We start from the raw sequence: 26,504 nt of genomic DNA, 5'->3' as shown, positions 1-26,504 counted from the left end.
TTGGCTGCTTCCGAGGGGTATGACAGATGGCACCAAGCGTGGAACGATCGTTCACCGCAGCCAGCACGATTGAAGAGGCAATGGCCGCACGCCGGCAAGGCGCGGCGGTGCTTGCCGGCGGCACCTGGATGATGCGTGATCCACGGCGCGGGGTCGATCTTCCCGAGGCGTTGGTCGCACTCCACCGAATACCCGCCTTGTCCAAGGTCGAAATCGCACCGGACCATGTCGTGATCGGCGCAGCCGTTAGCCATGCAGTCCTTGGCCGCGCGTTGCACGGGGCGGTGGGCTTCGAAGGTCTGGTTGCCGCGGCGGAGAATGCGGCCAATCCCGGCATCCGAAGGGTCGCCACCGTGGGCGGCAACCTTTGTGCCCTGGACTTTGCCGCCGCCGATCTCCCCCCTGCGCTTCTCGTCTGTGAGGCGACGGTGGAACTGGAGACGTTCGAAGGCCCAAAACTCATCGGTATTTCGGATTTCCTCGAAGACAGGCACGCGCTGCTGGCCGAAGCGATTGTGACGAGAATTCATCTGCGCCGCGACCTTGTCGCCAGTGCTCATATCCGCCTGCCGCTTCGGAAAGCCGGCGACTATCCGGTCGCCATCGTCTCGCTTGCGGTAGACAAGGACAAACGATGTCGCATCGCCGTCGGCTCGGTGGAGCCGGTAGCGCGGCGCTGGGCGGCGCTCGAACAGGCCATGGCGGCGGACTCGGCCTCTGCGCTCGATCCGGAACGCACCGCCGGGCTTGCGCTGGAGCACAATGATTTTCAGGGCCGCGACGGCAAGGAAGCGGAGGGTTGGTACCGGCGCCAGGTTCTTGCGCCGCTGGTCAAGCGCGGTGTTGCCGCACTTCTCAAGACCGGGCGCCTGGTATGACCGTGATATTCCAGCTGAATGGCGAGGACTGCCGCTTTGATGGCGATCCGATGACGCCACTCGTCGACATCCTGCGGCAGGAACGATTCCTGACGGGGACCAAAGCCGTGTGCCGCGAAGGCTTCTGCGGCGCGTGCACCGTGCATGTCGACGATGAAGCGGTGCCGTCCTGCCTGAAGCCGATTGGCCTCGTCCAGGGATGCGCGGTGACGACCATCGAGGGATTGAGTTCCGGAAACCAGGCGCTGCACCCGCTCCAGGCCAATTTCGAGGCGGCCGATGCCGTGCAATGCGGCATGTGTTTCCCGGGAATGGTCATGAGCCTTTCGGCGTTCGTGCGCGACAATCCGCATGCGAGCCGTCCCGAAATCAAGGCCGCGATGGTCGGCAACATCTGCCGCTGCACGGGATATGAGCGGATCGTCGACGCCGTGGCCGACTGGCTCGACCAAGCGCGGATGGCTGGCCAGGTGGTAGGAGGCATCCATGTCTGAGCTGTCCGCCACGGTGATGAACCTTCCCCGCCGCGATGCGCAGGACAAGCTGCGCGGGCGCACGAAATACACCAACGACCGGGTTCGCCCCGACATGTTGCATGCCGTGCTGCTGCGGTCGACCGTTGCCGCTGGGCGGATCCGCAAGCTCGACGTTTCGGCAGCACTTCGCTGTCCTGGTGTGCGCGCGGTGGCGACCGGCGCCGATGCGCCAGGGCTGTACGGCATCGGCATTGCCGACCATCCGCTCCTGGCCATCGACACGATCCGCTATCACGGCGAACCAATCGCCGTCATCGCCGCCGAAACGGAGAAGCAGGCGCGGGCGGCGCTTGCAGTCGTCGTGCTTGAGGTCGAACCGCTGGCACCGGTGTCCACCATGGCCGAAGCGCTCCAGCCCGCCGCCCGTCTCGTTCACGAGGGCTGGCGCGGCTATGAGGTGATCACCGAGGGCGGTGCACGTGCCGGCAACATCGCCTGGGAGGCAAAATCCAGTCGCGGCGACGTCGATGCGGCCTTCTCCCGTCCCGACATTCGCATTGTCGAGAGCAGCTTCACCGTCGGCCGGCAGAACCATGTGCCCTTCGAACCGCGCGTTGCCATCGGCTCCTGGGAGGACGCCCGTGCTCACATCCAGACCTCGACGCAGGTGCCTTGGACCGTGCGCAACGTCACCGGAAGGGTCATGCAGCTTCCGCCCGGGCGTGTGCGGGTCACTGTACCCCCTGTCGGCGGCGGGTTCGGCCTGAAATTCGATTCATCCATCGAGCCTATCACGGCACTTCTGGCGCGAATGACCGGGCGCACAGTGGTCCTGGAAAATACCCGGCAGGAAGAGATGGCAACCTGCCTCTGCCGCGAGAATGCGGAAATCCGCATCCGGTCCGCTGTCACTGCCGAAGGATACATTGCCGGGCGCGAGGCGGTCGTGCTGATGGACTGCGGCGCGTATGGAGGCGAACAGGTTTTTCTGACGACGATGACGGCGCACACGCTGGGCGGCAATTACAGGGTTGGCGCAACGCGGCTCGTCAGCCGCGCCGTATACACCAACACACCACCCAACGGTGCTTTCCGAGCTTGCAACGGCGTCTACAACACATTCGCTTTGGAGCGACATACCGACGAAATCTGCGATGCGCTAGGCTTCGACCCTATGGAGTTCCGGAAGAAAAATGTCCTGGGAGATGGCGATCTCGGTGCCACGGGCCAGGTTTTCGAGGCCGATGTGCTAGGTCCGATGCTCGATCGCATGGAGGCGTTACGCGCCAGTACCGGTACATCAGAGGCCAAGGCCGACGGCAGGCTCTATGGAATTGCAACCACGGTCGGCACATGGTTTGTTTTCGTAGGGCCTTCGGCGGCGACGGTGAATTTGAACGCCGACGGTAGCGCAACGCTAGTCACCTCGGGTGTGGAGATCGGATCCGGCACGATGGTGCAATCCCTGCCGCAGATCGTGGCCGGGCAGCTCGGCCTCGCTCCCGACCAGGTGATCGTGCGCGAAGCCGATACGGATGCCGCCGGTCTCGATGTCGGCGTTGGCGGTGGGCGCACCACCGTCTCCATCGGTGCGGCAAGTGTGGCTGCCTGCGCGGAAGTGCGGGAGAAGCTGCTGCGGACCGCCGGTGAGATGCTCCAGACCCGACCGGAAGACTTGGTGGTGCGGGATGGTCGTGTCGAGATCACGGGACGTCCCGGTTCCGGCATGTCGATCCCCGCTGTCGTCGCCCATGCGCAGGCAACCACCGGCCCGGTCACCGGAAGCGGAGCCTTTACCGCCAGGAACACTCCGGCAATGTCCGGCTGCGCGATGGGGCACTTCATCGATGCGCTCGACATCCCCGTCTTCGTCGTTCACGAGGCCGAGGTGGCGGTTGATCCGGACACCGGTCATGTCGAGGTGCTGGCCTATCGCGTGGTGCAGGATGTCGGCCGCGCACTCAACCCGCGCGCGGTCATGGGCCAGATACAGGGTGGTGTCGTGCAGGGTCTCGGCTACGCCCTGCATGAGGAGGTGACGATCACCGCTGACGGACGCATCGCGCAGGACGATTTCGAGACCTATCGCCTGCCGCTGGCGCAGGACGTGGTTCCGGTCGCCGCCGACCTCTACGAGGGCGCACCGTCGATGGGGCCTCTAGGCACCAAGGGCGCGGGCGAGGTCCCGATCCTGGCCGTGGGCGCCGCGATCGGCTGCGCTGTGGCACGCGCTATCGGCAAACCGGTGCGGCAGCTGCCACTGACGCCGCCGCGCGTGCTTCGACTGCTGCATGAGCGCGAACCACCGCCGGAATTCCCGCACATCGCCCCCGGCTGGGCGTCGAACACTCTGGGCTGAGGCAAGCAAACCATGGTCACCCTGAACTGCGACATGGGGGAAAGTTACGGCAACTGGCGTTTCGGCGACGATGCCGGCATCATGCCTCACATCGATTGCGCCAACATCGCATGCGGCTTCCACGCCTCCGATCCATGGACGATGCTGAAGACCGTGCGGCTCGCGCTTTCGCACGGAAAGAAGGTTGGCGCGCATCCGTCCCTTCCCGATCGCGAGGGATTCGGCCGGCGCGAGATGAAACTTCAACCGGAGGAACTGACAGCCGCCTTCCTCTACCAAATCGGTGCTCTGACGGGGATGCTGGCCGCCGAGGGCGGGCAGCTCAGCCATGTCAAGCCGCATGGCATCATCTACGGCATGGCCGCGCACGACATAGACACTGCCCGGGCAATTGCCGCGGCGGTCAAGCCGTTCGGCGTCCCGCTCTTCGGCCTGGCGGGAACCCGTCACGAGACGGCGGCAGCCGAGCTCGGCGTTGCCTTCGTGGGCGAGTTCTTTCCCGATCTTGCCTACGCTCCCGGCGGCAGCCTGATCATCCCGCGCGTCCAGTCGGCCATCGACCTGACACTTGCCGAGCATCGCATGGTGGGGGCGCTTACCCGACGCGAACTCGTCACGACAGACGGTACGATCCGCCCGGTCGACTTCGACACCGTCTGCATCCACTCCGATCCTCCGAATGCGCGCGACGTAGCCGCGCTGATGCGGCGGATCATCGACACCCATTCCAACAGCCTGCCATGATTCGTTTCCCGAATCGTGAAAGCTCCACGCATGGGATCGAGGACTATCTCGAACTCACCGCCCGAACCATTTCCCCAAGCCGCTGAGGACTTCCATGGATGCGCTTTCCAACTCTCTCGCCGCCGCCGACATCGCCACCACCATGCACCCATACACAAACCTGCGTCAGCACGAAGAAACCGGGCCGCTGATCATCAGCCGCGGCGACGGCATCCGCGTGTATGACGAACGCGGCAAGGAATACATCGAAGGGCTCGCCGGGCTCTGGTCGGTGGGCGTCGGCTTTTCGGAAAAGCGGTTGGCCGACGCTGCCTATCAGCAGATGCTGAAGCTGCCCTACTATCACACCTTCTCCTCCAAGGCGCATGAGCCATCCATCCGGCTCGCGGAGAAACTCGTGGAGATGACGCCGGAAAACCTGACGCGTGTCTTCTTCACGTCGTCGGGCTCGGAAGCCAACGACACCATCGTCAAGATGATGTGGTTCATGAACAACGCGCTGGGCCGGCCAAAAAAGAAGAAATTCCTGGCGCGGACCAAGGGCTATCACGGCATCACCGTCGCCTCCGGCAGCCTGACAGGCCTGCCGGTCAACCATCGCGACTTCGATCTGCCAGCGATTCCCGTTCGCCACCTGACCTGCCCGCACTTCTATCGCTTCGGCATGGAAGGCGAAGACGAAGCCGCCTTCACGGCGCGCCTGCTCGCCGAACTGGAAGCGGTGATCGCGGAAGAAGGGGCTGACACCATCGCGGCCTTCATAGGAGAGCCGCTTATGGCAGCCGGCGGCGTTCTGCCACCACCGGTCGGGTACTGGGAAGGCGTGGAGAAAATCTGCCGGGCAAATGATATCATTCTGATAGCAGACGAGGTGATCTGTGGTTTCGGGCGGCTTGGTACGCCCTTCGGCGCTCAGAAATACGGCTTCACGCCTGATATCATGACGGTCTCCAAGCAAATCACGTCGTCTTATATGCCGCTTGCCGCCGTCATTTTCTCCGATGCGATCTATCAGGCGATCGCCGACAACACCGCCACGATCGGCAATTTCGGCCACGGCTTCACCGCGTCGGGTCATCCGGTCGCCACGGCGGTGGGTCTCGAGAATCTGGCCATCTTCGAGGAGCGGGACCTGATCGGAAACGCGGCCCGCCTTGAGACGTCGTTCCAGGCCGGCATCCGCTCATTCGCCGATCACCCGCTTGTCGGCGAAGCGAGGGGCACCGGTCTTATCGGCGCCGTTGAACTGGTGGCGGACAAGGCGACGAAACGCCCCTTCGCCAAGGTTGGGCGTGTAGGGGCTATCGCAGCAGGAATCGGCCACGAGGAAGGCCTCATCTTCCGCGCCATCGGCGACCAGCTCGCGCTCTGTCCGCCGATGATCTCGACAGAAGACGATGTGAAGGAAATCATGACGCGCATGGGCCGGACGCTTGAGCGCCTGACCGGTGCGGTCGCCAAGGAGGGACTTGAATGACCCGCATGAAAGCCGAACCGGTCGTCCATATCGACGACGAACGCTTCCGGGTCACCGAATGGCGCTTTGCCACCGGGGCCGAGACCGGCTGGCACATCCATGGCCATGACTACGTCATCGTGCCGCTTACGGGCGGCAAACTCGGTCTCGAAGGCCCGGACGGCGCGCAGTCGCAAGCCGCTCTCACCCAAGGGGTGCCCTATTCGCGGCGGACGGGTGTGGCTCACAACGTCATCAATGCCGGCGATGCACCGCTCGCCTTCCTGGAGGTCGAGGTCGTTGAAGCCGGCGATCTCGCAGCCAGGCGGCTGGCCGTGCTCGACCGGTTCCTCGCGGCCTGGAACGCCCGCGACGTGGGCGCGCTGATGGACTGCATGGCTGAGAATTGCGCTTTCCACGGCTCGGCTGGACCCGATGCCGAAGGGCGCAAGCATATGGGGCGTGACGCCGTGCGCGCCGCCTATGCAGCGCTGTTCGATGCCTTCCCGAAAGCCGAGTGGACCAGGGGACGGCACGTCGTGACGGGCGACACCGGGCTTTCATCATGGCGCTTCGTCGGCACCACGGCAGCGGGGCAGAAAATCGAAGTCGACGGCTGCGATATCTTCGCTTTCTCGGGGGAGCTCATAGCGCTCAAGGATTCCTACCGCAAAGCGCGAGGGTAGCGAAAATCTGAATTCATCGGGCGACAAGGGCGGTCCAAACGGGCCGCCCTCATTTTTTGTCCAAAGGCAAGATCCTCAAAGACGAAAGGCCCGGTCGTCCCAGAGGAACAGGGCCTTTCGTAGATGAAGGGCCGGACTTATCCGGCCCATCTTCTCCTACTTGAGCAAGGCTTCCATCGGTACCGGCTCGGAAATCGTCCAGTTGCCTACAACACCCGGCTTGCCGGCCTTGGTCTCGACGATCAGGTACCGCGTCTGGTTCTGGTGATGCAGTTCCGGCGAGAAGGTACGAGGCCCGAACAGCGTCGGCTCATTCTTCATCTTTTCCAGTTCCGCGACGACCGCGTCGGCATCGGCCGTGCCTGCACGCTCCACCGCCTTGGCCCAGACGTCGACCATGACGTAACCCGGAAAGACATACTGGCTCGAGGGATCGGCGCCTGTCTTCGCCTTGTAGGTGGCATTGAACTTCAGCACGGCCGGATTGGGATCGTCGCCATAGATCGATCCCTGAACGGGGACGTAGAAGTTCGTCAGATCGGGCACAGCCGAAAGCCAATAGCTACCGTCGACGCCCGATCCATTCAGGATCATGGAGTTGATACCCGCGGCGCGAAGCTGCTTGATGGCCGAGACAGCGCCCGGCATCATCGTGCAAAGCATGATCGCATCCGGCTCCTTCGGCAGAGACTTGATGCGGGTGATCTGCGCGGCGATGGAGGCGTCCTCGTTCTTGAAGGTGTCTTCACCGACAAGCTTCGCGCCCTGGGCTTCGAGCTTCGGCATCATCCAGTCGAAGCCGTCGCAGATGCCCTTGTTGTAGGCCGTCCAGGTATCGAGCAGACGGTAGAAGTCCTTTGCGCCCTTTTCCTTGAATGCCCACTCGGCCATGGTTGCGCCCTGCACGGCCGCCAGCACCGACGCGGAGAAGCTGTGCGGGCCGACACCCTGGATACCGGCCTTGACCGATTCCGCGCACAGGAAGAAGGAGATACGGCCCGCGTCCTCGGCCGCGAGCGCAGCCGGCGATCCGAAGTCGTAATCGCAGGACACGACCACGAGATCCGCACCCTGGTCGAGCACGGAGAGGCCCGCCTTGGCGCCTTCGGCCCGGTCGGACTTGGTGTCGGCCTTGACAACCTTGATCTGCTTTCCAAGCAGGCCGCCAGCCGCATTGATCTCGTCGATGCGGATCAAGGCCGCCTCCTGCGCAGGCTTGTCATAAGCTTCCATGAAGCCCGACTCCGCAGTGGCGAAGCCGATGACGATAGTCTTGTCATCGGCCAGCGCCGGATATGCGATGGACATCGAGGCCAGAGCGGTTGCGACAATTCTCATTTTGTATGTCATGCACGTCTCCTTTTTTGTTTTCCGGTCGGGCTTGTGCCGCCGGTCACTTGTTGCGACTGCTGCGAGGTAAGGTGAGCTCGCGGTTGCCCATGAGTCCGGATGGGCGAAGCGCGAGGATCACGATCATGATGACGCCGAGGGCTATTTCCTGGACCCCTTTCGGGAGGGCGAAAGTGGACTCGCCGAGCGATACGCCTGCCTCCAGCCAGCGCAGCGCCTGGATCAGGGCGGACAGCAGGACGACACCCACCACCCCCCCCGACAGGCTGCCCATGCCGCCGACGACGAGCATGGAAAGGGTGATGAAGGTGAGACCGAGATAGAATGTATCGGGTGTGACCACGCCGATGGAATGAGCCATAAGCGCACCGCCCAGCCCCATCACCGCGCCCGATACGACGAACGCCACGAGTCTTTCCCTGGGAATGTCGATACCGGAAGCCGCGGCGGCGGTGGGCTCGTCGCGGGCAGCACGAAGGGCCAGGCCGGACCGGGAGATCGCGTGCGCCCAGGCGATGAAGATTGCGACCACGGCGCCGATGAGATACGGCCAGATCATGCGCACGATCGGAATGCCGACGACCGATGAGGTCGCTCCGGTCACGCTCTCCCAGTTGGAATAAATTGTGTTGATCATGGCGAGCATCGCGAAGGTCGCGATCGAAGCCGCGATGCCCGATAGCCGCATCAGCACCCGCCCGAAGATGAGAGCGGCGAGGGCGGCGAACAATGCCGCCAGCACGGCCGATTGCCAGTACGGCAAACGGGTCGCCAGCAGCCATTCGGGCAATCCCGGCAGCGAACCGCGTTTCATCATCGGATTGATGGTGAGCCATGCGGCCGCGTAGGCGCCAAGGCAGGTGAAGCCGATATGCCCGAAGCTGAGAACGCCCGAATTTCCGATAAAGATGTATAGGCCCACGACGAGGATGACACGGACGAACACGTCGATCACCGTCTGGTTGAAGGGCCGCGATCCGGTCATCACCGTGATCAGCGCGATGGCCAGCAGCAGCAGAGAAAGCAGGACCGGCGTCAGGATTGTGCGGCGGGCAAGCGCGAAGCGGGCGGGCTTTCGCTCGGCAGCCGCGGCACCGGCAGCGGTAGAGTTGGTGAGGGAGGCGGCGACACCCATGAAATCAGACCCTTTCCTTGGTGCCGCGCGCGGCAATAAGCCCTTGCGGGCGGAAGAGGAGAACGAGGATGACCGCTCCATAGACAAAGGCATCGCGGAACGGCCGGGCGTCGATGGGCAGCATGACCTGCATGATCACCGAGGCGGCACCCAGCAAGAAGCCGGCGAGCACGGCTCCCCCGAGGCTGCCGAGGCCGCCAATGACGGTGGCGATGAAGGCCATCAACATGATCGAGGCGCCCATCTGGATGTCCAGCGTGCCTGTCTGGGCGCCAAAGATCAGTGCAATGGCGGCGGCCAACGCGCCGGAGAGCGCGAACGCGCCCATGATAACCCGGTTCGCACGCACACCCAGCATGCGGGCCATCGAGAAGTTCTCGGCCGCCGCCCGCATCTCCAGGCCGAAGCGGGTTTGACGCAGGAACAGTGTCAGGCCGATCAGGATGACCATCGTGGCGACGATTGTTATGAGCTGGAGGAGGGGAAGCCTGGCACCGAGGATCTCCACCGGCTGGGACAGTTCGGGCAGCAGCGAGATCGATTTCGGCCGACTGGAGAAAAGCATGAGCAGGAAGTAGCGAATGACGAAACCGAGCGCGAAGGAGGCGATCATCATGGTTGCCGGATTTGCCTGGCGGAACCGCCTGAAGACAACGATTTCGCACAGCACCGACAGCCCGGCCCCGCAAAGGAGCACGAAGGGCACCAGCAGGTACCACGGCAATTGGCCAGCGAAGACGATGGCCATGGCGTCTGTTGAGGGCCATAGCAGCGCGAAGACGCAGAAGGCGATGACGTCGCCATGCGCGAAGTTCACCAGCCGCATGACGCCGAAGATGAGGGCAATGCCAAGCGCCCCAAGCGCGTAGAGCGAACCAAGCGAGAGTGCGTCGAACAGGATCTGGAGCATCTCAGTGGTCCTCGTAACCGAAATAGGCAGCCTGGATCGCCTCGCCGTTGCCGAGCGTCCGCGCGTCGCCATCGAGCACGATCTGTCCGCCACGCATCAGGATCATCCGCCCGCCCACCATCATCGCCCGGGCCGAGCTCTGCTCAACGATCAGGAGCGTGAGCTGGCGCTGCGCACGCAGCGCGATCAGCCGCTCATAGACCTGGTCGTTGATGTTGGGGGCGAGGCCCAGCGAAGGCTCGTCGATGGCTACAAGCCGCGGATTGGTCATCAACGCGCGTCCGATGACCAGCATTTGCTGCTGCCCGCCGGACAGCAATCCCGCCTGCCCATGCCGCCTCTCTTTCAGCATCGGGAAGGTTGCGTAGACGGCTTCGAGTTCGTCGGCCGCTCGGCTGCGCCAGCCGCGTTCGCGGGCGTGCATGCCGGTTCCGACCAGAAGGTTCTCTTCGGTCGTCAGCGAGCCGAAGACATCGCGCCCCTCCGGCACCATGGAGAATCCGAGCCGGGCGATGTTCTCCGGCGCCTGGCCGGTGATCTCATGACCTGCAAGGTCGATCCGGCCGCCCGCCACTGGCGTAACACCGGCGATCGCGCGCAGCAGCGAAGACTTCCCGGCTCCGTTCGGGCCGGTGATGAACAGGATTTCTCCCTCGTCCATGGAGAAGGAGACATTTCGGACCGCCGTGAGACGGCTGTAGCGGATAGTGATATCGGAAAGGGCGAGCAGGCTCATTCCATCGCCTCCAGCACAGGCAGGTCGGTGTTCGCGGCCGTGCCCATATAGGCGTGGCGCACCTTCTCGCTGTCGCGGATCGCGGCAGGCGGGCCTTCCTCGATGATCGCTCCGGAATCGAGCACGACGATATGCTGGCAAAGGCCGAGCACCAGCCCGACATTGTGCTCGATGAGCAGGACACCACAGCCGAGATCGCTGGCGATATGTCTTATCAGGGCCGAAAGCTCCCGCGCCTCCAGCGCGCTCATGCCAGCCGCGGGCTCGTCGAGCAGGATGTACGCGGGCCGTCCCATCAGGGCGCGGCCAATGGCGACGCGGCGCTCGTCCGTATATGGCAACGTTCCGGCGATGCGGGTGCCCAGCGCACCGATGCCTATCCAGTCGAGCATCGCTTCCGCTTCGGCGATGGCAGCGCGCCGGCTCATTCCCAGACCAACGCCGGTTACCTCCAAATTGTCCAGCACAGGCAGGTCGCGGAAGAGCCGCCCACCCTGGAAGGTGCGGGCAATGCCGCGCCGCCGGACCTGATGCGGCTTGAGACCTGTGAGTGCTGCCCCGTCGAGCTTGATGGTGCCTTCCGTCGGTGCCTGGAAGCCGGTCAGCACGTTGACGAGCGTGGTCTTGCCAGCGCCATTCGGGCCGATGAGGCCACTGATGCGGCCGGGCGTAATTTGGAGGTCTACCGATGACAGGGCCTTCAGCCCCGCAAACGATACCGAGACATTCTCCGCGCTCAGATGACTCATGACCCTTTCCTTCTTTCTACCGACGGAAAGGCGCGAAGCATCCGGCCTTGCGGCCAGTCACGTTGCAAATGTCTTCCCCTGTCGGTTCCGGCGGTCTCTAGCGGACTGCTCGGGTGCCAAATTCACGCCGTTGCCCGGCGTCGTCTTGTCGTTTCGCGCACCGGATTTTGTCTTCCGCCACGCACGGTCGGTTTTGGCCGGCCGATCTCCTCGCCACCGGCTCCTCCGCCGGCATTTTCCCGGCTGACGTCAGCCGGCCAGATGCCCTTCAGCACGCGCCAGCGCGGCGCGCTGTTCGGTTCGCGCGGCAAGCGCGTCTTCCAGCGTCACCGGAACGAAGCGCGCCGGGGTGTGCGGCTGGAGCTGGGCGATAAGGTCCATGTCGGCCGATATCACCACGCCCAGCATCATGTACCCGCCACCCGAAACCGCGTCCCGGTGAAGAACGATCGGCTCCGTGCCACTCGGCACCTGGACGGATCCGTAGGGATAGCAGGCATCGACGATGTTCGAGGGGTCGGAGCCCGCACCGAAAGGCTGCTCGCGCTCGACGAATTCCAGCGGCGTCCCACCCCGGAAGCGATAGCCGATGCGGTCGGCTTCGGGTGCGACCTTCCAGGTTTCCTCAAAGAACCGAGTGCCGGCAGCTTCAGTGATCCGATGCCAGTACATGCCGGGAAGCATTCTGAGTTCCGCCGGACTATTGCCCGCGCGGCGCAGATTTGCAGGCAGTGAAAGACCGGCTTTGCCGGAACCCTCGCCGAGGGGAAGCTCATCACCCGCCTTCAGCGTGCGGCCCTGATGGCCGCCGAGTGCGCCCAGAATGTAAGTCGAGCGCGAACCGAGAACCACGGGTACGTCGATACCGCCGGAGACGGCCAGATAAGCGCGCGCGCCGCCCTTGAGGAAGCCGAAGGAAAGCCGGTCACCGGCCTTCACCGGAAAACTTTCCCAGGTCGGCCGTTCCTCGCCATTGAGTTTGGGGGGGAGTTCTCCTCCCGTGACGGCGACGACCGCGGATTGGGTGAATTCGAGTTCGGGGCCCATGAAGGTGGCTTCGAGCACCGCGGCACCCGGATCGTTGCCGACAAGCAGGTTTGCGATGCGTGTGGCAAAGCGGTCCATGCCGCCACCTTCTGGAATGCCGACATGGTAGTGGCCCGGTCGGCCAAGATCCTGCACGGAAGTGGAGAGGCCGGGAGAGATTACCTTAACGGCCATTGATAAGCTCCATCAGCTTTGCATTGGTGCCGTAAATATCGCCGTTGAAGTCCTTCAGGCTGAAGGTGCACTCGCGAACCGTCGGCTGCCACCGATTGGCTTCGATTTCCTCCAGCGTGGCGTCGTAGTCATCGCGGCCAATGGCCTTGAACTTGACGATGTCGCCTGGCTCGAACAGGCACATATCATCTGAGAGGTAGCGCACCTTCCTGGTCGGGTCGTAGATCGGAGCCGGGGTTATGCCATACATCTGGTAGCCGCCAGCGCCGCGCACCGAATAGATCGCTGCAAAGCAGCCGCCATGGCCAATGGTGAGCTTGGGAGTGTCGGTGCGTGGACGCAAGTATTTCGGCGCCTGAATCTGTTTCTTGCGCTCAACCATCTGGTACAGGAAGGGGAGTCCGGCGACGAAGCCGACCATGGACACGAACCAGGGCTGGCCGGAATATGCCGTGATAAACTCTTCCACCGTGGCGTAGCCGTTGATGCGTGCCGAATATTCAAGATCGGTGGAGGAGGGGTCCTGATGGCGCTCGCGGAAGCGCAGGCAGGTTTCACGCGTCCATGGATCCTGGAAATAAACCGGCAGTTCGATGATCCGGGTCTTCAGCACCGGGTCCGCCTTCGAGGCCGCCTCTTCCATCGACTTCAGTTCGCTGAGCAAATCCTGCGGCTTGACGATGTCGGGGTTGAAGCGAATCTGGAAGCTGGCGTTGGCTGGGCAGATCTCGGTGACACCTCGGATGCCTGCCGTACGCACCGCGTTCGTCATCGAAAGGCCGGTAAAGAAGGAGGTGAGCGACATTTCTTCGGACACCTCGCCGAAGATATGTTCGTCACCGCCAAAGTTGAATCGTATCGACATCGGTCCTCCTTAACCCGCCAATGTTGCGGCGTTTTCGATGAGCCAGCCTTCCAGCCAGCGGGTATGCACGTCTCCCGCCCGTACCGCCGGATCGGCGGCCAGCGCAAGAAACAGCGGCTTGGTGGTCTTGAGCCCGCCGATCTTCAACTCGTTGAGCGCGCGGATCAGGCGCACTATCGCCGCCTCGCGCGTTTCTGCATGCACGATCAGCTTGGCAAGCAGCGAATCATAAAAGGGCGGCACCTGATAGCCTTGGTAGAGCATCGAATCGAAGCGTACGCCCGGACCGCCGGGAATGCGAAGCTCGGCCACCTGCCCAGGGAATGGAGCGAACTCCTTCGCCGGGTCTTCGGCATTGAGTCGGACTTCGATCGCATGCCCCTTGACGGAGACATCGCCTTGCCGAATCCGCAGCTTCTCGCCGCCGGCGATGCGAAGCATCTCCGCAACGAGGTCGATGCCGGTGATCGCTTCGGTGACCGGGTGCTCGACCTGGATACGGGTGTTCATCTCGATGAAGTAAAAGCGATCTGCTTCATCGTCATAAAGATACTCTACCGTGCCGGCACCAGAGTATTTGACCGCCTTGGCCAAAGCGACCGCCGAAGCGCAGAGATCCTCGCGCAGCCTGTCTGAAAGTGCGCGCGACGGCGCCTCCTCCCAAACCTTCTGGCGTCGCCGCTGCAGCGAGCACTCCCGCTCATAGCAGTGAATGGCATCGCTTCCGTCTGCCAGCACCTGCACCTCGATATGGCGGGCCTTGCCGATCACTTTTTCCATGTAGAGGCCACCGTCGCCAAAGGCGGCGAGGGCTTCTGCTTCGGCCTGAGGAAAGGCTTGTTCGAACTCGGCGAGCGAGTTGGCGATGCGGATGCCCCGCCCGCCGCCGCCTGCCGCCGCCTTGATCATCACCGGAAAACCGGTTGCGGTCAGCACCTCGTGGCCAGCCTTGAGGCCCTCGACCCGGCCAGCCGAGCCAGGCACCACAGGGACACCTGCAGCGGCGGCGGCCGATCGCGCCGAGACCTTGTCTCCCATCATCCGGATCGCATCTCCCGACGGGCCGACGAAGACCAATCCAGCGCCTGTGACCGCGTCGGAAAACGCGGCATTCTCGGCAAGGAAACCATAGCCAGGATGAACGCTGTCGCAACCGGTGTCGCGGGCAGCCTTCAGAATTGCTTCGACATTGAGATAGGACTTCTTTGCTGCTGGTGGGCCGATGTTGACCGATTCGTCCGCAAGCTGGACGTGGAGCGACTCGGCGTCTGCGGCCGAATACACCGCCACGGTGGCGATCCCCAAATCTTGCGCGGCCCGGATGATCCTGACCGCTATCTCGCCCCGGTTGGCAACCAGAAGCTTTTTCAGCATCAGTCGAGATCCGCGATAGGTGCGCCGGCCATGATCGGGTCTTCATTGTCGGCAATGAAGCGGATGTTCGTACCGGCCGTCTCGGCCCTCACTTCGTGGAACGACTTCATCACTTCGATGAGGCCGATTACGTCTCCGGCGGAAACCGCGTCGCCATCCGCCTTGTAGGGCGGCTGGTCTGGCGAAGCGCTGCGATAGAAAGTGCCGGGAAGAGGCGAAAGAATCTGGGCCATAAAAAGCTCCGGAAAACTGCAGACAGACTAATTTGGAACCGCCTGCGCGGGCGGGTTCGGTCGAGTTCAGTGCCAGGGAGCGATTGCGGTGCGCACGGCCCTGGCTATTTCGATGGCGTTCGGCGTATCGGAATGCACGCAGATGGTTTCGCAGCGTACGGGGAAGAAACCGCCGTCCTCTGCCGTGCCCTCGCCCTCCCTGATGGCGCGCACGCACCGCTCGGCCATCTCTGCGGGGTCCTTGGCGTCATGAACGCGCGTCAAGATCAGCTTGCCGGAGGCATCGTAGTCGAGATCGGCATAGAACTCGGCGACGAATGGGATACCGCGCTCTTGATAGATCTTCTCATGCAGGGTGCCCGTCATGCCGAAGAGGGGTACGCCGAAAATCTCTGCCGCGTCGCACACGCCATGGGCGATTGCCTCCTGCTGCATGGCCATGAAGTAGAGGCTGCCATGCGGCTTGATGTGGTGGAGTTCCACACCCTCGGCCCTGAGGAAGCCGGCAAGCGCTCCCACCTGGTAAATGATGGTGTTCCTGACTTCTTCGCGGGTCATCCGCATCTCGCGCCGGCCGAAACCCTGAATGTCGGGCAAGCCTGGATGGGCGCCGATCTTTACGCCACTCGCCTTGGCGCTGCGGACGGCGGCGTGCATGTGATCCGGATCGGAGGCATGAAAACCACAGGCGACATTGGCAACGTCGATGATGGGCATCATGCCCATATCATCGCCAACCTTGTAGAGGCCAAAGCTTTCGCCCATGTCGCAGTTTAGCGTCACCGCCATCGCATTGTTACCCCTCGAAGCTGCCGTCTTTGCGGCGTTGCAGCATTTTTTGCGCATGCGAGGGCGTTTGTGAAATAGTAGTTTATTGATTGTCATATCAAAAAAACAGATAATGGTTCTGGGCCGGAGCGCACCATGACCATCACCTTGAAACAGCTTGATTATTTTATCGCGACCGCCGAGAGCGGACAGGTCAGTCATGCTGCGGTGGAACTCAACATCTCGCAATCGGCCGTCACTGCGGCGATAAAGACGCTTGAGGCTGACCTGGGCGTACGGCTTTTGGAGCGTAACCACGCTGGCGTAAGACTGACTATGGAGGGCGCGCGGTTTCTTGAACATGCGCGTGTTATCACCGGGGCCGTCGCTGCCGCCGTCCGAAGCCCGTTGCGCGATAGGAAAGGCCTGGCGGGCAAGCTGCGGCTTGGCATGACCTACACGGTCGTCGGCTACTACATGTCGCGCCACTACGCGCGGTTTCGAAAGACCTATCCCGAGATCGAGGTCGAGGTGCTGGAACTGCCCCGAGACGCTCTCGAAAGCGGGTTGATGTGCGGGGACATCGACATGGCCGTGATGCTGGTGTCCAACCTGGAGCACACCAAGGAGTTGGCGCAGGAGGTCTTGATGCGGTCGAACCGCCGGCTCTGGCTTTCGGCTGATCATCATCTGCTCGCGCGGCAGGAAATCAGCCTCGCCGATGTGGCGGCGGAAGATTATGTCATGCTGACGGTTGACGAGGCACGTACGACGGCCGCCCGTTACTGGGATGCCGCGGGGCTTTCGCTTCGCGCCGTCCTTACCACCAGTTCGGTCGAGGCCGTGCGGTCGCTCGTGGCTGCCGGCATGGGGGTCACTGTCCTGTCCGACATGGTTTACCGCCCCTGGTCCTTGGAGGGGCAGCGCATCGAAGTGCGCGGGCTTGTCGAGCCCATTCCTACCATGGATGTCGGCCTGGCCTGGTCGCGGGACAGATCAATCGAACCGGCCGCGGCGGCCTTCCGGGCCTTCATGTCCGTGACCATGGGCGGCGGCGGCTAACCGCCTGCCGTCAGGCAGGCGCTATGGCTCAGGCTCGCTGGTTGAGCAGCGGAGCGTGGGAGTTGATGCCTCGCATCATCAAGGGGGATTTCACCTTTGTCGCAAATAACGCCAAGGGCTTCACAAAACTCTAAAGAGCCGGTTCACGCCGGCCTCGTCATCGTCGCTGGCAGGTTGTTCCCGACAAACAGAAGGAACTCTTGGAGAGTCTTCTTGGTCACCACCTCGGGCCGGAATCGGAAAAGTCTCTCATCGGAGGGCGGTGACTTCACGGTTGCGGGCTACGATCTGCTCGTGGCGGAGGGGGGTCGTCGCCTCCATGAAGCCCTTGATCAGTGCGTCGCGAGCTCCGGGTGCGCGCGCCTTTTCCGCCGTGGACAGCGCATGCTGAAGATCAGGCAACGTCAGTTCCGTGCAGTAGGCTGGCGTGCCCGGTTGCTGGCGCCAGGAACTCGCGAGATCGCCGGCATCAAGTGCGTCGAAACCGGTCTCGTTCACCAGTTCGCGTGCGATCGCTTTGGCATGCGCATCATCGCCTGCGACGGGGATCGCGATCCGTTCGGCCGTTCCGCCACCTTCGGCGAGCGTTTGGGCGAGGACCGCATTGAACGTCTTGACCACCGGCCGGCCGAGTTGTTCGCTGGACCAGACGCTTTCCGGCTTGCCATCGTCAACCTCCGCGATGTTCCCGTCGCGCATAGGATAATAATTGGAGGTGTCGATCACGACCACGTCGGCTGGTACATCGGCAAAGATGTTGGCGACATCGGGAATCTTCGCAAACGGGATCGATAGAACGATCGCCTCGACATCCCTGGCTGCTTCGTGCGCGGCAACCGGGAGCGCACCAACCTTCATCGCCTTCTCGCGGATGTCATCAGGCCCCTTCGAGCCCGCCAGCTTCACCGCGTGTCCGGCCGCTGTCAGCTTTCGTGCGAGGGTGGTGCCGATATTTCCCGCGCCGATAATGCCGATGTTCATGTCGATTTCCTTCCAGGTAATTGTGATTGTGAGCTCAGCGCATGATGCGCGGATCGATCCCGTGTTGAGCGGGACATCCAGATGGTCGCGCAGGGTGGTGCCGCCATAACCCCCGATGGAACAGCCCGCCTCGAACTTCGTATAGCTTGCTCGCGGCATCTACTGACCGCGCGCCAGGCCCCAGGCAGGTTGCCGTACCGTTGCCCAGATGCATGCCGGTATCATCTGCCTGATCATCGTCCTCGTTTCGCCGGCTCATGCCGACCTGTTAGAACAGTCGACCACGGGATATATGGAGACTATCTCCGCTTCGACTTTAGATACGGAGAGTGTCTCCGATCTTCAAGGGTTCAAAGGTCAGTCATGTCTCAATCGTCGATCACGTCAGCCCTCCGCAGGGACGCGCAACACAATCGGGCGCACATTCTCGAGGTGGCGCGACAAGCGTTCGGCAACGACAGTGTTGACGTCTCGATGGATGCTATCGCGAAGCTGGCGGGCGTGGGGGCAGGGACGCTCTACCGCCATTTTCCAAACAAAGACGCCCTCCTGGCTGCGCTGCTAATTCTTCACTATGAAAGCCTCGACCATCGTCGCGTTGAAATCGAAGCCGGGGAGAGCGATGCAGGCCGCGCACTCGAACTCTGGGTTGAAGCTCTCGGCGACTGGATGCTGGCTTATGAGGGCTTGCCTGAACCGTTACGGGCCGCTTGCCGAGTAGAATCCCCGCTGACGCCGACCTGCCATGCTGTCATCGCGACGACGGAGCGAATCCTGAAGGCTGCACAGGACGAAGGGCTTGCACGACGGACGATGACCGGGCGCGACATCTTTTTCGGAGCACTGGCGATCGCTTGGGCGAGCGGCGCAACGGCAGCGGGCGAAGACACTCGGAACGTGCTTCGCGATGTCCTGAAGAACGGATGGATGGAACCGAAAACAGCACCGGGCGGCGGAGTTTAGTCCGCCTATCCGACTGCGCAGCCTTTCGAATTTCATAACGCTGTCGCCAGCGCGTGTGCATCAAACAAACGCTTTCTGAATGGCTGCCGTCGTCTGGATGGACGGCGGCTTTTGGGCCTGGGAAGAGCGGCGTGCGAGGGCGGCAATTGGTGGCTGAAACTTTGCGACCAAGCGTGAGCACACGTCTTGGCGCTATGCTATGATTTCTGATCCCGCTTCCTGAAAACGGGGGATTCCGCAGAGCCTGAGGCAAGTCACCACTTCGTCCAGGATGATATCGAGTGCCTTGGCCACACCGGCCTCGCCAGCCACGGCGCCGAACAGGGCGGCCCGGCCGATCGCCGCGACGGTGGCGCCGCGTGCCTTGGCCTTGATGATGTCCGTGCCCGTGCGGATACCGGAATCGATGAGGATCGGGACTTGGGCGCCAAGTGCCTGACGGATGGCGGGCAGGGCATCGATGCTCGATACAGCACCGTCGAGCTGACGGCCTCCATGGTTGGACACCCAGATGCCATCGGCACCAGCCGCGACCAGTCGCGACGCGTCGCCCGGGTGCAGGACGCCCTTGACCAGCAGCCGGCCTTTCCACCAGTCGCGGATCTGGCGGAAATCGTCCCAGTCGAAACCTGCATGGAGGCTGCCGCCAACACGCGCGGCGATCGTCAGGCTGGCGCTGTTGTCACCGAGATAGCCGCGGACGTTCTCGAACTGGGGCAGACCGCCGCTCAGCAGGCGCAGCGACCAGCCAGGATGAAGCATGCCTTCCCAGAGATGCCGGGCCGAAGGCCGCAGTGGGATGGATATGCCGTTCCTAAGATCCTTTTCGCGCTTGCCCCCGGCTTGCAGATCAACGGTCACCACCAGCGTCGAATAGCCAAATTCTTCCGCTCGCCTGACCAGTTGGCGATTGAAGTCGAAATCCTTGAGCACATAAAGCTGGAACCACAGCGGCCCCTGTACGGCTCGCGCCATGCCTTCGATGCTGGCCGTGGCCATGGTGGAGAGTGTGTAGGGGATGCCGCGAGCGGTTGCCGCCCTCGCGATGGCAATGTCGGCTCCGGGCCTGACCAGCGCGCAGGAACCCATCGGGCTGATTACGAGCGGTGTCGGCAAGGTCTCGGACCAGAGCGTCGTGGAAACGTTCGGATGCGAAACATCGGTAAGCACGCGCGGCAAAAGTCTGATCTTTTCGAAATCGCTTCGGTTGGCGTTAAGGGTGAGTTCCTGCCCCGCCCCGCCATCGATGAATTCGAAGATGGATTTCGGCAGGCGACGACGGGCAAGCCTGCGAAAATCCTCGACCGAAACCTGGCGATCGAGAGCGCCCATCTCAAGCCTCGCCCTCGTGCCGGTCGGCAATGAATATCCGGCGCATGAGCGTCTGGCCGACCTTGCGAGGTCCAACAAGATCTATCTTCACCTTGATCATCAGTCACGCCGCTGCCGCGAGCCGGTCGCAGATCGAGCGGGTTATCTCGCTGGTCGACGCCCTGCCTTTCAGGTCGGCGCTCAGAAGCCCGTTGGCCAGGCAGTCCTCGGTCACGCGACGGATGCGCGCCGCGGCCTGGTTGAGCCTCTCGTCGCCATGCTTGTGGCCGAGCCAGTCGAGCATCGAGGCTGCCGACAGGATCGTCCCATACGGATTGGCGATACCTTGGCCAGCAATGTCGGGCGCCGAGCCGTGCGCGGCCTGGAAGAAGCCGTTGGCCGCGCCGATCTCGGCTGAAGGCGCCATGCCCATCCCGCCCACCGTCGCGGCGGCGAGGTCGGACAGGATGTCGCCGAACATGTTCTCGCTGACGATGACGTTGAAATGGCCCGGTTTCAGCACGAGATGCATCGCCATGGCGTCGACCAGCGCGTGCTCGGTCGCGATATCGGGATAGTCCTTCGCCACTTCGTCGAAGACGGAGCGGAAGAAGGCATAGCTGCGCAGCACGTTGGCCTTGTCGCAGCAGGTGACCCGGCGCACGCCGTCAAGAGGCGCGCCGCCCGACTGGCGCGCCAGTTCGAAGGCCTTGCGCACGATGCGCACGATGCCGGAGCGGGTCTGCACCAGCGTGTCGACCGCCACTTCGCCGCGCAACAGGGCGCCCGATCCCCGCGCGGCGTAAAGCCCTTCGCTGTTCTCGCGCAAGATGATGTAGTCGATATCGCCGGCCTTCACTCCGCTCAACGGGCTAGGCACGCCCTCGAAGAGCCTGATGGGGCGGACGTTGGCATAGAGATCGAGTTCGAAGCGCAGTCTCAGCGTGAAATCCAGGCCTGCTTCGGTTCCATCGGGATGGACGACGCCCGGCAAGCCGCCCGCACCATGCAGGATGGCGTCCGCCGCGCGGCAGGCCTGGAAGGTCGGCTCGGGAAAGCTCTGGCCGGTCTTCAGGAAATGCTCGGCTCCGGCCGGGTATTCGCTGAAGTGCAAGGGGTTGCCGGGACCAAGCGCTGCTTTCACCACTTGAACCGCTGCGGCGCAGACTTCCGGGCCGATGCCGTCGCCATGCACCACGGCGATTTCGTAGACAGGCTTCATCGCCAACTCCCAAATGGTCTAACGCTCAGATGCACTTGCCGCCGTCGACATTGAGGTCGACGCCGGTGATCATGCTGGCTTCGTCGGAGCACAGGAATGCCGCGGCGTTGCCCATGTCCGCCGGCGTAGACAGCCTGCCGATCGGAATGGTGGCGACGACGCGGGCGCGGTTTTCCTCGCCGGAGCCGATGAAGGTGGACAGAAGCGGCGTGTCGCCGGCAACCGGGTTGATGGCGTTGACGCGGATGCCGAAGGGGGCGAGTTCCACGGCCATGGCCCGGGTGGCGGCAATCGCCCAGCCTTTGGAAGCATTGTACCAAGTCAAATTCGGGCGCGGCGAGACGCCGCCGGTGGAGGCGACGTTGAGGATGGCGCCCGATTTGATGGATTTGAAATGCGCAACGATCGCACGGGCGCCATTGTAGATGGATCGCATGTTGACGTTGGCGATCCGGTCGAACATCTCTTCATCCATCGTCTCGAGCGCCAGGGGCGGCTGGGCCACGCCGGCATTGTTGACCAGTATGTCGAGACCGCCAAAGGCCGAGCGGGCCAGGTCTGCCGCCGCTTCGAAGCTTGCGAGTGTCGAGACGTCGCCAGTGATTGGCCGCACATTTTTGCCGACTTCGGCAGCAACGCGGGCCGCGGCGGCCTCATCACGGTCCATCAACACGACCCGCGCACCTTCGGTGACGAATTTCCTGACGATGCCTTCGCCAAATCCCGAACCGCCGCCAGTGACGACAGCGACCTTGCCAGCAAGTCTCATATCTGTTCCTCCGTTGCCGGCACCATCGGGGAAGTCGCGTACATTGCACAGTCCGATTATCTGAACGCCCTTTTAGCTTTCCTTGTTTGAGGTCGACCGGCGTGGGAGGCATAGTCGCCACGGAATTGTGAGGAGGAAGGGATGACGCTGAATTTCGACCCGCGGGCGAAGGCCACGGCGCTCTACCACGGCGAATTCCGGCCGATGTTCGTCGGCGGCAAGTGGGTTCCGGCACAATCCGGCCAGGAGATGCAGGCGCTCAACCCGGCGACTGGCGAAGTGCTGGCCACCGTCCCGCGTGGCTCGGCCGCCGACATCGATGCGGCGGTGGCCGCTGCGCGCACGGCCTTCGAAGGGCCGTGGTCAAAATTCTCGCCCTATGAGCGGCAGTGCGTGCTTCTGCGCATCGCCGATCTCTTCGAGACCCATTGGGAAGAGCTCAGCGTTTCCGACACTCTCGACATGGGACTGCCGATCACGCGCACGCTCGCCAACCGGCGGCGCGTCATCGGCATGCTGCGCTTCTATGCGGGCATGGCGACCGCGCTGCATGGCGAATCCATAGACAATTCGATCCCCGGCGAGATCGTCAGCTTCACAAGGCGCGAACCGGTGGGCGTTGTCGGCGCGATCATCCCCTGGAACGCTCCGACCGCCGCGTCGATCTGGAAGATCGCACCGGCGCTCGCCACCGGCTGCACCATCGTGCTGAAGCCCTCGGAGGATGCCTCGTTGACGCCGCTGCTGATCGCCAGGCTGATGCAGGAGGCCGGCGTTCCCGACGGCGTCGTCAACGTCGTCACCGGCACCGGGACGGAGGCCGGTGCGCGGCTCGCTGAACATCCCGACGTCAACAAGATCGTCTTCACCGGCTCGACGCTGACCGGCCAGGCCATCGCGCGGGCGAGCGTGACCAACCTCAAGCGCGTTTCCCTGGAACTCGGCGGCAAATCGCCGATCATCGTCTGCCGCGATGCCGACATCGACAAGGCGGTTCCTGTCGCCGCGATGGCGGTGTTCGTGCATTCGGGCCAGATCTGCATCGCCGGATCGCGGCTGTTCGTGGCGCGCGAAATCCATGACGAATTCGTGCGCCGGGTCGCCGAGTTTGCCGGCAGGCTTCGCATCGGCCATGGCATCGAGGCGGAAACCGAAATCGGCCCGCTCATCAATGCCAGGCAGGCCGGCAAGGTGGCGGGCTATATCAAGGCCGGCCGCGACGAAGGGGCGGAACTGATAGCGGGCGGATCTCGACTGACGGGCGAGCCCTACGATGGCGGCAATTTCATCGCGCCGACCGTCTTCGGCGCGGTGTCGGACAAGATGACCATCGCGCGTGAAGAAATCTTCGGTCCGGTGATTTCGGCGATGCCGTTCGACACGCTCGACGAAGCCGTGGCGCGGGCCAATGCGACGCCCTATGGCTTGGCAGCCGGCATTTTCACCACCCATCTGGGCACCGCGCACAAGCTCGCCCGCCGCATCAAGGCCGGCTCGGTGTGGGTCAACATGTACCACGCCATCGACCCTGCGGTGCCGTTCGGCGGCATGAAGATGTCCGGCTACGGCCGCGAGGGCGGCATCGAACATCTGCATGAATATCTGGAGACCAAATCGGTCTGGATCCAGACCGACTGAGGGTGCGCTGATATTCAGGTGAGGCCGGGCTGCGAATGACGGCGTTCCCGCACTATTCTCGGCGCTCGTGCAAGGTGCCTGTCCGAAGGCGCGATGCTCAGTTTGCCAGTTCGCGCAAATTGGTGCGGATGAGGTTCATCAGCTGTTCGGAGAAGGAGTGGTGCACATAGCCCCGCGCGGTGATGATGCCGACGGAGCGGTGGGCGTCGCGATGGTCGATCGGCACCACTCGCATGCGCTCGTCATTGCGCGAAATGGCGATGCCGGGCACCACGCAGACGCCAAGTCCCGAACACACCAGCGCCACCGCCGTCTGTGCGCTTTCGACCTCGTATTGCGGCTTGAGCTCGATGCCTTCCGCCGCCGTCAGCCGATCGACAAGGCCGCGCACAGCTGTTTTGCGGTTGAGCAGGATGAGCGGATAGCGCAGCAGGTCGGAGAGCAGCAGCTTCTTTTCGCCGCCGTATATTTCCGTGGGAATGCAGGCCATCAGCGGATCGTCGAGGATAGACTCGAACTGGAAGTCCGTCAGGTTTGGCAGTTCGGGGCCGATGTAGAACTCGACCTCCTGCTGTTGCAAAAGGCCAAGCGCGGCCTGCGGCGGGCTCTCGATGACCTCGACGATGCTGCGGGATAGCGCAACTTGAATGTCGCCAGGATATCGCCCAGCCGGCTTGCCGCGAGCGTCGGGGCGCAGGCGATCTGCACCTTGCCCTTGCGCCGAGCGGCGACCTCCGTCAGCCGGTCGAGGCTGGTCTGCACCTGTGACATCACATTGGCGATCTCCTCGAACAGGATCTGGCCTTCCGGCGTCAGGCTTGCACGCTGTGCGGTGCGGATAAACAGCGAGATGCCGATCTGCTCCTCAAGGTCGCGAATCTGCATCGAGACCGCCGATGGCGAACGATTGCTCTCCTCGGCAGCACGACGGAAGCTGCCGTTTTCGGCGGCAAGCAGGAACGTCTGCAGAAGTTTGAGGTTAATGCTGGGCATATCCGCTCGGGCAGGGTGATCTGACCCCTGACCTATTCAGACGCGGAACCGATTGCAAGGCAATAGGACCGGCCAGACATTGGTCCTGGCTTGACCGGCAAAAGTGTCTCTCTTGTCGGGCCGCTCAATGAACCGCGGCGAACATGACGCGCTCCTCGGTGGCCTCCGACAGCATCATCTCCTCGACCACGCGGCCGCGCTTGACCACCAGAATGCGATCCGAAACGGCGAGAATTTCAGGCAGATAGGACGAGATGACAACGACGGCCATGCCTTGCTCGGCGAGATCGCTGATGAGCTGGTGGATCTCGACGATGGCGCCGACGTCGACACCGCGTGTCGGCTCGTCGAAGATCACCAGCCTAGGCTTCTGGATCAGCGATTTGGCGATCACGACCTTTTGCTGGTTACCGCCGGAGAGCTCGATCATCCGGGCTCGGTCGCTGGTCTGCCGCAGGCTCAGGCGTTCGCCCCATTCGCGGGCCAGTTGCCTGGCCCGCGCCAGCGACACCATGGAGACGGGATTGGCGCCCTCGGTCAGTTCACCCACTTGAAGGTTCTCGCCCGCAGTCATGGTTTCGAAGAAGCCGTCGACCTTGCGATCCTCGGTGACATAGACGATGCCGTCGCGCACCGCAGGCCTGGGCACCCGATAGCGCACCGACTTGCCGAGCAGGCGGATCTCGCCGCCGTGGAAGATGTTACGCTTCAACAGTCCGGCGACGACCTTGGCCATTTCGGTCCGGCCGGCGCCGACAAGGCCGAACATGCCGGTGACCTGGCCCGAAAACACCGAGAAGGAAGAGTTGCGCACCAGGCCGGCGCAGGACAGGTTCTCGACCGAAAGCAGCTTGTCGCCATAAGGCCGCGCCGTGCGCTTGACGTCGCCATGCAGCGTTTCGGTGAGCGTGCGGCCGACCATGGCCTGCACGATCGAAGCGCGGGTGAAGCCCTTGGCTTCGCCGGACGCGACGATCTCGCCATCGCGCATGACCGTGATGCGGTTAGCGACAGCAAGCGCCTCTTCCAGCGCATGGGTGATGAAGATGACGGCGATGCCCTCCTTCACCAGCCGCTGCAAAAGTTTGAAGAAGTGGCTTTTCTCTTCGGGCGTCAGCGTCGCGGTCGGCTCGTCGAAGATGATGACGCGGGCCTTGTGGTGGACGGCGCGCGCGATCTCCACCATCTGCTTGTGCGCCGCGCCCAGCGTGCTGACCTGCGCGGACGGGTCGACCTGGAAGCCCATGCCGGCGAGGAACTGCCGCGCCTGAATGTAGAGGCCGCGCAACCGGTTGAACATCTTCTCTTCGCCGAGATAGAGATTCTGCGCCACCGTCATGGCCGGCACCAGGTTGGTTTCCTGGAACACCATGGCGATGCCGGCGCGCAGCGCTTCGGCGGGCGTGGCGAAGGACACATCCTTGCCGTCGAAGGTCATCTTGCCCTCGGTCAGCTTGAAGACACCGGCCATGACCTTGGTCAGCGTCGACTTGCCGGCGCCGTTTTCCCCGAGCAGCGCATGGATTTCGCCCTTGCGCAGGTCGAAATTGACATTCTTGAAGGCCGGAATGCGCGCGAACGCCTTGGCGGCGTCCCTGAGTTCAATGATGTTGGCGTCCGACATC

Annotated in this window: 26 protein-coding genes; 9 read left to right on the top strand and 17 right to left on the bottom strand. The window is 63.1% G+C overall.

What is annotated here, in order from left to right; translation table 11 throughout:
* Positions 1–26: 26 nt before the first annotated feature.
* The 6 genes from AC0L2U_RS20905 to AC0L2U_RS20880 all read left to right on the top strand — a co-directional run bounded on the left by AC0L2U_RS20905 (position 27) and on the right by AC0L2U_RS20880 (position 6,599).
* On the top strand, positions 27–878 hold the full coding sequence (locus AC0L2U_RS20905; RefSeq protein ID WP_127811214.1) for an FAD binding domain-containing protein: 852 nt from the start codon (positions 27–29) through the stop codon (positions 876–878).
* Positions 875–1,372, top strand: coding sequence for a (2Fe-2S)-binding protein (locus tag AC0L2U_RS20900; protein ID WP_127811213.1), 498 nt, complete (start codon positions 875–877; stop codon positions 1,370–1,372). Before AC0L2U_RS20905 ends, AC0L2U_RS20900 begins: the two co-directional genes overlap by 4 nt.
* A complete protein-coding gene (locus AC0L2U_RS20895; RefSeq protein WP_473602600.1) occupies positions 1,365–3,713 on the top strand; it encodes a xanthine dehydrogenase family protein molybdopterin-binding subunit in 2,349 nt (782 codons plus the stop codon). Before AC0L2U_RS20900 ends, AC0L2U_RS20895 begins: the two co-directional genes overlap by 8 nt.
* A gap of 12 nt (positions 3,714–3,725) precedes the next feature.
* On the top strand, positions 3,726–4,457 hold the full coding sequence (locus AC0L2U_RS20890; protein WP_127317797.1) for a LamB/YcsF family protein: 732 nt from the start codon (positions 3,726–3,728) through the stop codon (positions 4,455–4,457).
* A gap of 94 nt (positions 4,458–4,551) precedes the next feature.
* Positions 4,552–5,934 (top strand): aspartate aminotransferase family protein, encoded by a 1,383-nt coding sequence (locus AC0L2U_RS20885; RefSeq protein WP_127396158.1) that lies wholly within the window; start codon positions 4,552–4,554, stop codon positions 5,932–5,934.
* Positions 5,931–6,599, top strand: a complete 669-nt coding sequence (locus AC0L2U_RS20880; protein WP_127396157.1) for a nuclear transport factor 2 family protein — start codon at positions 5,931–5,933, stop codon at positions 6,597–6,599. Before AC0L2U_RS20885 ends, AC0L2U_RS20880 begins: the two co-directional genes overlap by 4 nt.
* A 156-nt stretch (positions 6,600–6,755) precedes the next feature.
* On the opposite strand, the gene AC0L2U_RS20875 is transcribed toward AC0L2U_RS20880, so the two are convergent.
* The 10 genes from AC0L2U_RS20875 to pxpA all read right to left on the bottom strand — a co-directional run bounded on the left by AC0L2U_RS20875 (position 6,756) and on the right by pxpA (position 15,961).
* Positions 6,756–7,949, bottom strand: a complete 1,194-nt coding sequence (locus tag AC0L2U_RS20875; protein WP_127317803.1) for an ABC transporter substrate-binding protein — start codon at positions 7,947–7,949, stop codon at positions 6,756–6,758.
* Positions 7,950–7,992: 43 nt separating this feature from the next.
* Positions 7,993–9,084 carry a branched-chain amino acid ABC transporter permease gene (locus AC0L2U_RS20870; RefSeq protein WP_127326909.1) on the bottom strand — a complete coding sequence of 364 codons (1,092 nt, stop codon included), beginning with the start codon at positions 9,082–9,084 and terminating at the stop codon, positions 7,993–7,995.
* Positions 9,085–9,088: 4 nt separating this feature from the next.
* Complete coding sequence (locus tag AC0L2U_RS20865) at positions 9,089–9,994, bottom strand: branched-chain amino acid ABC transporter permease (RefSeq protein ID WP_027036291.1); 906 nt, start codon at positions 9,992–9,994, stop codon at positions 9,089–9,091.
* A gap of 1 nt (position 9,995) precedes the next feature.
* The gene (locus tag AC0L2U_RS20860) at positions 9,996–10,730 is read right to left on the bottom strand and encodes an ABC transporter ATP-binding protein (RefSeq protein ID WP_027036290.1); all 735 of its coding nucleotides are present in this window, start codon (positions 10,728–10,730) and stop codon (positions 9,996–9,998) included.
* Complete coding sequence (locus AC0L2U_RS20855; protein ID WP_027163992.1) at positions 10,727–11,479, bottom strand: ABC transporter ATP-binding protein; 753 nt, start codon at positions 11,477–11,479, stop codon at positions 10,727–10,729. Before AC0L2U_RS20855 ends, AC0L2U_RS20860 begins: the two co-directional genes overlap by 4 nt.
* A 249-nt stretch (positions 11,480–11,728) precedes the next feature.
* On the bottom strand, positions 11,729–12,700 hold the full coding sequence (locus AC0L2U_RS20850; RefSeq protein WP_127319973.1) for a 5-oxoprolinase subunit C family protein: 972 nt from the start codon (positions 12,698–12,700) through the stop codon (positions 11,729–11,731).
* Positions 12,690–13,565 carry a 5-oxoprolinase subunit B family protein gene (locus AC0L2U_RS20845; RefSeq protein WP_127811209.1) on the bottom strand — a complete coding sequence of 292 codons (876 nt, stop codon included), beginning with the start codon at positions 13,563–13,565 and terminating at the stop codon, positions 12,690–12,692. The genes AC0L2U_RS20850 and AC0L2U_RS20845 overlap by 11 nt, the downstream gene beginning before the upstream one ends.
* A 9-nt stretch (positions 13,566–13,574) precedes the next feature.
* A complete protein-coding gene (locus AC0L2U_RS20840) occupies positions 13,575–14,939 on the bottom strand; it encodes an acetyl-CoA carboxylase biotin carboxylase subunit (RefSeq protein WP_127811208.1) in 1,365 nt (454 codons plus the stop codon).
* Positions 14,939–15,172 (bottom strand): acetyl-CoA carboxylase, encoded by a 234-nt coding sequence (locus AC0L2U_RS20835; RefSeq protein ID WP_013533152.1) that lies wholly within the window; start codon positions 15,170–15,172, stop codon positions 14,939–14,941. The genes AC0L2U_RS20840 and AC0L2U_RS20835 overlap by 1 nt, the downstream gene beginning before the upstream one ends.
* A gap of 66 nt (positions 15,173–15,238) precedes the next feature.
* Entirely contained in the window at positions 15,239–15,961 is a 723-nt protein-coding gene (pxpA, locus tag AC0L2U_RS20830; protein WP_128287401.1) for a 5-oxoprolinase subunit PxpA, read from the bottom strand.
* A 135-nt stretch (positions 15,962–16,096) separates the two neighbouring features.
* Between pxpA and AC0L2U_RS20825 the strand changes: the two genes are divergently transcribed.
* The gene (locus AC0L2U_RS20825; protein ID WP_013533150.1) at positions 16,097–17,002 is read left to right on the top strand and encodes a LysR family transcriptional regulator; all 906 of its coding nucleotides are present in this window, start codon (positions 16,097–16,099) and stop codon (positions 17,000–17,002) included.
* A 249-nt stretch (positions 17,003–17,251) separates the two neighbouring features.
* Here the strand turns inward: AC0L2U_RS20825 and AC0L2U_RS20820 are convergent, their stop codons facing one another.
* Positions 17,252–17,983: an NADPH-dependent F420 reductase gene (locus AC0L2U_RS20820; protein ID WP_128362542.1), complete on the bottom strand. Its 732-nt coding sequence runs from the start codon at positions 17,981–17,983 to the stop codon at positions 17,252–17,254.
* Between the two features lie 363 nt (positions 17,984–18,346).
* On the opposite strand from AC0L2U_RS20820, the gene AC0L2U_RS20815 reads away from it, so the two are divergent.
* A complete protein-coding gene (locus AC0L2U_RS20815) occupies positions 18,347–18,946 on the top strand; it encodes a TetR/AcrR family transcriptional regulator (protein WP_473602598.1) in 600 nt (199 codons plus the stop codon).
* Positions 18,947–19,138: 192 nt separating this feature from the next.
* Here AC0L2U_RS20815 and AC0L2U_RS20810 read toward each other — a convergent pair whose 3' ends face one another.
* From AC0L2U_RS20810 to AC0L2U_RS20800, 3 genes are all read right to left on the bottom strand, one after another.
* Positions 19,139–20,278: an alpha-hydroxy acid oxidase gene (locus AC0L2U_RS20810; RefSeq protein WP_292134021.1), complete on the bottom strand. Its 1,140-nt coding sequence runs from the start codon at positions 20,276–20,278 to the stop codon at positions 19,139–19,141.
* Between the two features lie 103 nt (positions 20,279–20,381).
* On the bottom strand, positions 20,382–21,479 hold the full coding sequence (locus tag AC0L2U_RS20805) for an isocitrate/isopropylmalate dehydrogenase family protein (RefSeq protein WP_473602597.1): 1,098 nt from the start codon (positions 21,477–21,479) through the stop codon (positions 20,382–20,384).
* A gap of 25 nt (positions 21,480–21,504) precedes the next feature.
* Positions 21,505–22,248 carry a glucose 1-dehydrogenase gene (locus AC0L2U_RS20800; RefSeq protein ID WP_127811203.1) on the bottom strand — a complete coding sequence of 248 codons (744 nt, stop codon included), beginning with the start codon at positions 22,246–22,248 and terminating at the stop codon, positions 21,505–21,507.
* A 141-nt stretch (positions 22,249–22,389) separates the two neighbouring features.
* Between AC0L2U_RS20800 and AC0L2U_RS20795 the strand changes: the two genes are divergently transcribed.
* A complete protein-coding gene (locus tag AC0L2U_RS20795) occupies positions 22,390–23,886 on the top strand; it encodes an aldehyde dehydrogenase family protein (RefSeq protein ID WP_473602595.1) in 1,497 nt (498 codons plus the stop codon).
* A gap of 97 nt (positions 23,887–23,983) precedes the next feature.
* Here AC0L2U_RS20795 and AC0L2U_RS20790 read toward each other — a convergent pair whose 3' ends face one another.
* The 3 genes from AC0L2U_RS20790 to AC0L2U_RS20780 form a co-directional block, all read right to left on the bottom strand.
* The gene (locus tag AC0L2U_RS20790) at positions 23,984–24,466 is read right to left on the bottom strand and encodes a LysR substrate-binding domain-containing protein (RefSeq protein ID WP_473602593.1); all 483 of its coding nucleotides are present in this window, start codon (positions 24,464–24,466) and stop codon (positions 23,984–23,986) included.
* Positions 24,415–24,879, bottom strand: coding sequence for a LysR family transcriptional regulator (locus AC0L2U_RS20785; protein ID WP_473602592.1), 465 nt, complete (start codon positions 24,877–24,879; stop codon positions 24,415–24,417). The genes AC0L2U_RS20790 and AC0L2U_RS20785 overlap by 52 nt, the downstream gene beginning before the upstream one ends.
* 124 nt (positions 24,880–25,003) lie before the next feature.
* The gene (locus AC0L2U_RS20780) at positions 25,004–26,503 is read right to left on the bottom strand and encodes a sugar ABC transporter ATP-binding protein (RefSeq protein WP_292335669.1); all 1,500 of its coding nucleotides are present in this window, start codon (positions 26,501–26,503) and stop codon (positions 25,004–25,006) included.
* Position 26,504 lies beyond the last annotated feature (1 nt).

It is taken from the genome of Mesorhizobium sp. WSM4808 (assembly GCF_055811675.1).
This window is presented reverse-complemented; position numbering and strand designations above follow the sequence as displayed.